Source organism: Shewanella gelidimarina, from assembly GCF_023283945.1.
Classification (GTDB): Bacteria; Pseudomonadota; Gammaproteobacteria; order Enterobacterales; family Shewanellaceae; genus Shewanella; species Shewanella gelidimarina.
In genome coordinates this window covers 1-7,775 of sequence record NZ_JAKIKW010000047.1, presented here as the reverse complement: position 1 = coordinate 7,775, position 7,775 = coordinate 1, and the positions used below count along the sequence as shown (strand labels likewise).

The 7,775-nt window shown below is 43.1% G+C and carries 9 protein-coding genes and 4 tRNA genes; 8 read left to right on the top strand and 5 right to left on the bottom strand.

Annotated features, from left to right (window positions below):
- Positions 1–420: 420 nt before the first annotated feature.
- The 4 genes from rplT to thrS all read right to left on the bottom strand — a co-directional run bounded on the left by rplT (position 421) and on the right by thrS (position 3,555).
- Complete coding sequence (gene rplT / locus L2729_RS21255) at positions 421–780, bottom strand: 50S ribosomal protein L20 (protein ID WP_012142467.1); 360 nt, start codon at positions 778–780, stop codon at positions 421–423.
- An 18-nt stretch (positions 781–798) separates the two neighbouring features.
- Positions 799–993 (bottom strand): 50S ribosomal protein L35, encoded by a 195-nt coding sequence (gene rpmI / locus L2729_RS21250; protein WP_005503401.1) that lies wholly within the window; start codon positions 991–993, stop codon positions 799–801.
- 87 nt (positions 994–1,080) lie between these two features.
- Positions 1,081–1,623, bottom strand: a complete 543-nt coding sequence (gene infC / locus L2729_RS21245; RefSeq protein ID WP_101090249.1) for a translation initiation factor IF-3 — start codon at positions 1,621–1,623, stop codon at positions 1,081–1,083.
- Between the two features lie 3 nt (positions 1,624–1,626).
- Positions 1,627–3,555: a threonine--tRNA ligase gene (gene thrS / locus L2729_RS21240; protein WP_248990019.1), complete on the bottom strand. Its 1,929-nt coding sequence runs from the start codon at positions 3,553–3,555 to the stop codon at positions 1,627–1,629.
- A gap of 288 nt (positions 3,556–3,843) precedes the next feature.
- Here thrS and L2729_RS21235 point away from each other — a divergent pair, with 288 nt between their 5' ends.
- The 3 genes from L2729_RS21235 (at position 3,844) to L2729_RS21225 (ending at position 5,139) form a co-directional block, all read left to right on the top strand.
- Positions 3,844–4,098 (top strand): hypothetical protein, encoded by a 255-nt coding sequence (locus L2729_RS21235; RefSeq protein WP_248990018.1) that lies wholly within the window; start codon positions 3,844–3,846, stop codon positions 4,096–4,098.
- Positions 4,099–4,199: 101 nt separating this feature from the next.
- Positions 4,200–4,937 (top strand): pteridine reductase, encoded by a 738-nt coding sequence (locus L2729_RS21230; RefSeq protein WP_248990017.1) that lies wholly within the window; start codon positions 4,200–4,202, stop codon positions 4,935–4,937.
- A gap of 1 nt (position 4,938) precedes the next feature.
- On the top strand, positions 4,939–5,139 hold the full coding sequence (locus L2729_RS21225; RefSeq protein WP_101090253.1) for a CPXCG motif-containing cysteine-rich protein: 201 nt from the start codon (positions 4,939–4,941) through the stop codon (positions 5,137–5,139).
- Between the two features lie 44 nt (positions 5,140–5,183).
- Here L2729_RS21225 and L2729_RS21220 read toward each other — a convergent pair whose 3' ends face one another.
- Positions 5,184–5,798 (bottom strand): riboflavin synthase subunit alpha, encoded by a 615-nt coding sequence (locus L2729_RS21220; protein WP_248990016.1) that lies wholly within the window; start codon positions 5,796–5,798, stop codon positions 5,184–5,186.
- A 32-nt stretch (positions 5,799–5,830) separates the two neighbouring features.
- Here L2729_RS21220 and L2729_RS21215 point away from each other — a divergent pair, with 32 nt between their 5' ends.
- The 5 genes from L2729_RS21215 (at position 5,831) to L2729_RS21195 (ending at position 7,745) form a co-directional block, all read left to right on the top strand.
- The gene (locus tag L2729_RS21215; protein ID WP_248990015.1) at positions 5,831–7,189 is read left to right on the top strand and encodes an MATE family efflux transporter; all 1,359 of its coding nucleotides are present in this window, start codon (positions 5,831–5,833) and stop codon (positions 7,187–7,189) included.
- 166 nt (positions 7,190–7,355) lie between these two features.
- Positions 7,356–7,432 (top strand) — tRNA-Met (locus L2729_RS21210).
- Between the two features lie 2 nt (positions 7,433–7,434).
- Positions 7,435–7,511: transfer RNA gene (locus tag L2729_RS21205), tRNA-Val, on the top strand.
- A 29-nt stretch (positions 7,512–7,540) separates the two neighbouring features.
- Positions 7,541–7,617, top strand: a tRNA-Val gene (locus L2729_RS21200).
- A 51-nt stretch (positions 7,618–7,668) separates the two neighbouring features.
- Positions 7,669–7,745, top strand: a tRNA-Met gene (locus L2729_RS21195).
- Positions 7,746–7,775 lie beyond the last annotated feature (30 nt).

Genomic DNA, 7,775 nt, shown 5'->3' with positions numbered 1-7,775 from the left:
TTGGTACTTGAACCCCGGCGGGAAAGAACATTCCCCAGAACAGTAAAGCCACGGCCTCAACGATATGCTAGAAACAAAAATGCCGCTCACCTTAAGTGAACGGCATTAGGCTTTAAGCCTGCTTTTTTTGTATCTGTAATTAACCAAAAGCGTCAGATAATGAGTAGAGCGATAAGATAAGACGTTTGTGGCGATAATCTAATGTTTAGCTTAGGTACACAGATCAGTTCGCCTTTTTCTACAGGGCTAACCCAACCACTGTTAACTCCAGAGTGTGCTCACCTTGTGTACGCTTTTGCTGATGGAACTGGAAGATTTCATCAACAAGCCTCTAAAGTGTCAACTTATCCCAGGACAGGACAAATTTCAGATACAAAAAAGGGAGCCCTAAGGCTCCCTTTTTACAAGAATCACAGCTAATTACTTAGCTAAAGCTTCTTTTGCTTTTTCTACTAAAGTTGTAAATACAACTTTATCAAAAACAGCTATGTCAGCCAAGATCTTACGATCGATTTCAATAGAGGCTTTTTTCAAACCATTAATGAAACGGCTGTAAGACAGACCATTTTGACGAGAAGCCGCATTGATACGTGCAATCCAAAGTTGACGGAATTGACGTTTCTTCTGACGACGGTCACGGTAAGCATATTGACCAGCTTTAGTTACGGCTTGCTTTGCAACACGGTAAGTACGTGAGCGAGCTCCGTAATAACCTTTGGCTAGTTTGAGTACTTTTTTGTGACGAGCACGAGCGGTTACACCACGCTTAACTCTAGGCATTGTTCTTTGCTCCTTTAATTAAGCGTAAGGTAGTTGACGTGCAATCGCAGGCATGTCAGCTTTAGATACTAAACATTTAGCACGTAAGTGACGTTTACGCTTAGTGCTCTTCTTGGTCAAAATGTGACGCAAATGGGCTTGCTTACGTTTAAAACCATTGGCGGTTTTCTTAAAACGCTTCGCTACACCCTTGTCTGTTTTCATTTTAGGCATTGCTAAAACTCCGCATTGGGACAATTAATAAAACGCAAGGCGAACAGGTATCTTAATAAAAAGACCCTGCTACTTTCAATTGCCTTACTATTTCTTTTTCGGTGCGAGAACCATGACAGCTTGGCGACCTTCCATTTTTGGAAAGGACTCCACGACTGCAATTGCTTCCAAATCAGCTTTGATACGGTTCAAAAGATCCATACCTAGGCTTTGGTGAGCCATCTCACGACCACGGAAACGAAGCGTTACTTTCGCTTTGTCGCCGTCTTCTAGAAAACGAGTCAGGTTGCGTAGTTTTACCTGATAATCGTTCGAATCTGTACCGGGACGGAATTTAATTTCCTTCACCTGTACAATTTTTTGCTTCTTTTTCTGTTCTTTTTGAGCTTTCGCTTTATCAAAAAGGAACTTACCGTAGTCCATTACACGGCAAACCGGCGGCTCAGCATTAGGACTGATTTCTACTAAATCAACACCTGCTTCGTCAGCAACTTCCTGTGCTTCACTAATAGTCAAGATACCTAATTGCTCACCGTCAAGACCGTTAAGACGGACTTCTGAAACACCAGTGATGAGCTCGTTTATTCTATTCGGGGCCGCCTGGCGCCCTGCAGTTTTTTTGATCTTTATGACCTAGTCCTCCAACAAATTGAGACTACGGAGCGAAATTTGGTTCTTGAGCTTAGTCGCAAATTCTTCGATTTGCATCTTACCTAAGTCAACTCCCTCTCGGGTACGCACCGCGACTTCCTTATTTTCTATTTCTTGATCACCAACGACCAATAAATAAGGGACACGCCTTAACGTGTGCTCACGTATTTTAAAGCCTATCTTCTCATTCCTCAAGTCTTTAGTTGCACGAATTCCATATTCTTTTAATGAATTGACAACTTTTTCAGCATAATCCGACTGTTTGTCAGTAATATTCATCACGACAACTTGTTGAGGTGCTAACCAAGCTGGGAATTTTCCGGCGTACTCTTCAATAAGAATACCCAAGAAGCGCTCTAATGAACCAAGAATGGCTCGGTGGATCATTACGGGCGTTTGACGACTATTGTCTTCCGCTACGTAAGTTGCACCTAATCGACCAGGTAATGCGTAATCTAATTGTACAGTACCGCACTGCCATGCTCTATCTAAACAATCGTGTAATGTGAATTCGATCTTAGGTCCGTAAAAAGCACCTTCACCGGGTAGGATGTCAAATTCAATATCATTAGCTGTAAGCGCTTGCTTTAAGGCTTCTTCAGCTCGGTCCCACATATCGTCATCACCAATACGTTTTTCAGGACGAGTAGAAAGCTTAACGGCGATGTTTTTAAAGCCAAATGTTTCGTATGTGTCATACACCATTTGAATACATGCGCTAACTTCCTGCTGAACTTGATCTTCAGTACAGAAAACATGTGCATCATCTTGCGTAAAGCCACGAACACGCATCAAGCCATGCAGTGAACCTGATGGCTCATTACGATGACAACAACCAAACTCAGCCATACGTAATGGCAAATCGCGATAAGACTTAAGGCCTTGATTAAATATTTGAACGTGTCCAGGACAGTTCATCGGCTTAATGGCGTATTCACGATTCTCAGAGCTAGTGGTGAACATTGCCTCGGAATATTTATCCCAGTGGCCTGAACGTTCCCACAACACTCGATCCATCATTAATGGACCTTTAACTTCTTGATAAGTGTATTGACCCAGCTTTTGACGAATGAACTTTTCAAGTTCCAGGTAAAGACTCCAGCCATCATTGTGCCAAAACACCATACCAGGTGCTTCTTCTTGCATATGGTAAAGATCTAGCTGCTTACCAATTTTACGATGGTCACGCTTAGCCGCTTCTTCTAAACGGTTAAGGTGCACTTTAAGTGCTTTCTTATCTGCCCATGCTGTACCGTAGATACGTTGCAGCATTTTGTTGTCTGAGTTACCGCGCCAATAGGCACCAGCCACACTCATCAACTTAAAGTTCTGACAGAATCTCATGTTCGGTACATGCGGACCACGACACATATCAACATATTCTTCATGATGATAAAGCGCTGGAGTTGCATCTTTGCTGATGTTCTCATCAAGGATTGCAATTTTATAGCTTTCACCGCGAGCTTCAAAGGTATCACGCGCTTCTTGCCAGCTAACAACACGCTTATCAACAGCGTAGTTAGTTTTTGCAAGTTGGGTCATACGCTTTTCTAGCGCATCAATATCTTCCTGGGTCAATTTATGATCTAAGTCGATATCATAATAGAAACCATTGTCGATAACAGGACCGATCGCCATTTTAGCGTCAGGCCAAAGCTGCTTAAATGCATGGCCGAGCAAATGTGCACAAGAGTGGCGAAGGATCTTTACACCCTCTTCATCTTTAGCTGTGATAATCGAAAGCTCTGAATCGGTATCAATGATATCGCAAGCGTCTTTCAGCTCACCATTAATACGTCCGGCAATACAAGCTTTCGCCAGACCAGGACCAATATCGGCAGCAACATCTAAAGTAGAAACGGGTTGAGCAAACTCGCGTTTGCTTCCATCAGGAAGTGTAATTACAGGCATGAATTTTCCTTTTCCAGTGGTGACCCCCACGTAGGGCCACTTGGGTTTAATAATTAAGAGTTAAAACGCAGCCGGGACAAGACCGTACAGGAGTCTATGTTTTCCGACGCGTAAGAGCGTGATTCTAAGTGATTGCCATGGGTGGATGCAAGTTTTACCTTGAGATTAGTTTTTCTTATTCAAATCATTAAAAACATCAGGGGAATATCATCAGAGATAAAGGCTAACTGTAACTTCAGCTTCATTTTTAGTCGTTAATCTAGCCGCGTCTTAAACAAGGAGCACGTTATGATTAAGCTAATGTTATTAACCACAGCGCTAATGCAAGCTGGATATACTGAAAGCCCACAAGTACAACCACAAGCCATCAACAAAGCACAACTAATCGTCGAGATAGAAACAGAGTTAACTAACACGATGGCGAACATGACAAAGGCATTAACCAATAATATCATGGCAACAGAGCAAGGGATCAGTCTTCAATTAGCCAATAAGACATCTTTAAGCAGCATGGCGGTCACGACGTATAATGTCGCGGAGTAGCACAATAGATATCAATACTAAACCCAGTATTAGATTGTGTGAAGTCTTATGATAAGGCCATAATGCCTTATATATAGCAAACAACTTTATGGAAAAGCGTTATGAATAAATGGGCACTCATCACCGGCGCAGCAAAACGTATTGGACATTGTATTGCTAAGCAGCTTCACCACGATGGGTTCAACATATTAATTCATTACAGCCAATCTCATAACGACGCGCTATCACTGTGTTCTGAACTCAACGCGACAAGGCCTAACTCTGCACAAATTATGCAGGCCGAACTTAACAACCAGATTGAACTGCAACAGTTTATTGTCAACGTAAAGTCATTGGCGTTACCCTTAGCAGTATTAGTTAATAATGCTTCTGAGTTTTACCCTACTCCCCTAGGTGAAACGGATTACTTAGCAGCACAACAACTACTTGCCACAAACCTGTTAGCACCCTACTTTTTAGCCGAGCAATTTGCGCCGACACTCAAAGAGCAAAGAGGCTGCATAATCAACTTAATTGATATCCATGCTAAGCGCCCGCTGAAAGATCATGGACTATACTCTATATCAAAGGCAGCACTTGAGATGGCAACGCTTTCGCTGGCACAAGAACTCGCACCTGATATCCGCGTAAATGGAGTGGCACCAGGCGCAATCCTTTGGCCAGAACAATCTAATGATGACTCTCAGAACCATGCCTTAAAAGAAATTCCCTTAGCTAAGCTTGGCCAGCCGGACGACATTGCTAAGTTGATATCTCATTTAGTCAGCGCTCCTTATATCTCAGGGCAGATTATTGCAGTAGATGGAGGACGAAGCGCAGTCGGATTTACGGGAGCTTAATATGCGATTTATCAATAAAACCATTTCATGCCCACATTGCGGACATCATCAGCATCTCAATATTGATGCGACTGGCGGTGATCAGGATTACTACGAAGATTGCAGAGTATGTTGCAACCCGATTCATATGCGGATGCATCTGGATGAATCGCGAATGACAATCGAACTCTATATCGATTCAGATGACGAACAAATTTATTAGTTCAATGCGCTGTTTGTGAGTCAAACAGCGCGTTATATGTCATATTAGTTAGCAAAACGCTTGGCTAATACTCGCTCAACGGTATCAACAATCGCTTGCGTCTGGCTATCAATCTCAATATTGATTTTGTCACCAGCTGTATATGACTCCAAGTTGGTCAATTTTAATGTTTCAGGGATCAAATGCAGCATAAAGCTAGACTCAGTAACCGCCCCTACCGTTAGGCTACAGCCGTTTACACCAACAAAACCCTTATAAAGAATATAATTCATCCATTTCGGTTCTACAGACAAACAAATATCATAGTGAGATTCTGTTTTGCTTACCGATTTAACCTCTGCTTTGGTGTGCACATGACCTGATAAAATGTGTCCGCCAATCTCACTGCCGAAGGTTAACGACCGCTCGATGTTAACTTGTGATCCAGGTCTCAGACTAGATAGGTTAGTTAGCTTTAGCGTCTCTTCCATTACATCGAAAAACACCCTATCATCTTCCATTCTTGTGACTGTTAAACAAACACCGTTATTTGCGACACTTGCCCCTAGTGAAAGTCCCTCGCGCAAATCCGGTCCAATTTCGACTTGTAGCGTATTTAAACCCGTTTTTTTATCTATCGCCAACACTTCGCATGTTGCTTGAACTATACCTGTAAACATTTTATCTCTCGTATGTATTAAGGGCTGTATTCATGAACCACTCAGGCTTTCAGGCCAAACGTTTAATTCAATTAGCACTGCCTGTACTAATTGCTCAAGTTACCCAAACCATGATGGGCTTCATCGACACTGTAATGGCTGGCCGAGTTAGCGCCGTTGATATGGCTGCCGTTGCTATCGGCTCCAGTTTATGGCTCCCAGCATTGTTATTCGTGCAAGGACTATTAATGGCATTTACCCCGGTATTTGCTCATCATCATGGTGCTAATGATCAAAAAGCAATACAACCGCTGGCTTTCCAAGCTGGATATATTGCCATAATAGGCAGCGTAGGTGTGATGTTCTTCCTCTCACTTGCCGATAATATATTGACTCTGATGGATTTGGAACCGCAACTGGCTCAGCTCAGTGTGGGTTATCTCAATGGCTTTATGTGGGGCGTACCCGCCTTTGTCTTATATCAAGTACTTCGCGGTTGCAGTGAAGGTATTTCTTATACTCTGCCGACGATGGTCATTGGCTTTGTCGGCTTAGCGGTCAACATCCCTGCAAACTATATCTTTATTTATGGCCATTTCGGTATGCCTGCGATGGGCGGCGCCGGTTGTGGCATAGCAACTGCCTTAGTATTTTGGGCAATGCTTATCGCTATGATCATTTATATGCAATTTCATAAGAAATTTAAAGAACTTGCTCCCTTCAAATCTTTTCATCGTCCCAATGTAAAAGTAATGGTCGATATGACAAAACATGGCTTCCCAATCGCTATGGCGCTGTTTTTTGAAGTCAGTTTATTTGCAATCATTGCGCTATTACTGGCGCCCCTCGGTGCAACGATTGTCGCTGGTCACCAAATCGCACTCAACTTCTCATCCATTGTCTTTATGCTGCCACTCTCTATAGGTATTGCCGTATCGATACGTGTTGGCTACTACCTTGGACAAGATAAACCAGAAATTGCAGCGATGATCACCCGACTTGGGTTAATTATCTCTTTCTCACTTGCACTCTTTACTGCCATTATTACGGTGACGTTTAGAAATGAAATTGCACTACTCTATAATGATAACCCTGACGTCATCACATTAGCAGGTAGCCTAATGTTCTTTGCCGCTATCTATCAATTGTCTGATGCCGTACAAGTCGTCACTTCTGGCGCCTTACGCGGTTATAAAGACACGCGTAGTGCTTTTTACATTACGTTAGTCTCTTATTGGGCTGTCGGGATGACGTTAGGCTACACATTAGCTCGAACAGACTTCATTGTTCCGGCAATGGGCGCGCAAGGTTTTTGGACTGGGCTCATCGCAGGACTCACTACTGCTGCAATATTATTCGCTATGCGCTTGAGGTATATCCAAAAAAGAGGTGTAACACTTTCGGCAATGTAATATTTTTACTCATAAAACGTTCGAAACGCCTAATGAGCATACAAGTTGGCGAGCAAACCAGCATTTAGCACAAAAGAATGTTTTTTTACTTGCGCCAATCCAGCATCGACCGTACTATAGCGCTCGTTCCAAGGCATCAGCCAACAGGACATGCAGTATACACAGTCGCGGGATGGAGCAGTATGGTAGCTCGTCGGGCTCATAACCCGAAGGTCGTTGGTTCAAATCCAGCTCCCGCAACCAATACAACCGTAGCTCAGTTGGTTAGAGCACTACCTTGACATGGTAGGGGTCGGTGGTTCGAATCCACTCGGTTGTACCAATTCTGTTTATAGTGTGACGCTTCACAATACAACCGTAGCTCAGTTGGTTAGAGCACTACCTTGACATGGTAGGGGTCGGTGGTTCGAATCCACTCGGTTGTACCAATTCTTTTTAGTTGAATTCAAATACTAGTTTTTACACATGATACATCCGGACGCGGGATGGAGCAGTATGGTAGCTCGTCGGGCTCATAACCCGAAGGTCGTTGGTTCAAATCCAGCTCCCGCAACCAATTCTTTATTAGTAGAATTAAAACAACTAA

What these genes read in the sequence shown, in the direction of transcription:
- L2729_RS21235 (WP_248990018.1), top strand. Translation starts at nt 3,844, where the DNA reads ATGATTAAGCTAATGTTATTAACCACAGCGCTAATGCAAGCTGGATAT.
- L2729_RS21215 (WP_248990015.1), top strand. Translation starts at nt 5,831, where the DNA reads ATGAACCACTCAGGCTTTCAGGCCAAACGTTTAATTCAATTAGCACTG.
- thrS (WP_248990019.1), bottom strand. Translation starts at nt 3,555, where the DNA reads ATGCCTGTAATTACACTTCCTGATGGAAGCAAACGCGAGTTTGCTCAA.
- rpmI (WP_005503401.1), bottom strand. Translation starts at nt 993, where the DNA reads ATGCCTAAAATGAAAACAGACAAGGGTGTAGCGAAGCGTTTTAAGAAA.
- L2729_RS21225 (WP_101090253.1), top strand. Translation starts at nt 4,939, where the DNA reads ATGCGATTTATCAATAAAACCATTTCATGCCCACATTGCGGACATCAT.
- L2729_RS21230 (WP_248990017.1), top strand. Translation starts at nt 4,200, where the DNA reads ATGAATAAATGGGCACTCATCACCGGCGCAGCAAAACGTATTGGACAT.
- rplT (WP_012142467.1), bottom strand. Translation starts at nt 780, where the DNA reads ATGCCTAGAGTTAAGCGTGGTGTAACCGCTCGTGCTCGTCACAAAAAA.
- L2729_RS21220 (WP_248990016.1), bottom strand. Translation starts at nt 5,798, where the DNA reads ATGTTTACAGGTATAGTTCAAGCAACATGCGAAGTGTTGGCGATAGAT.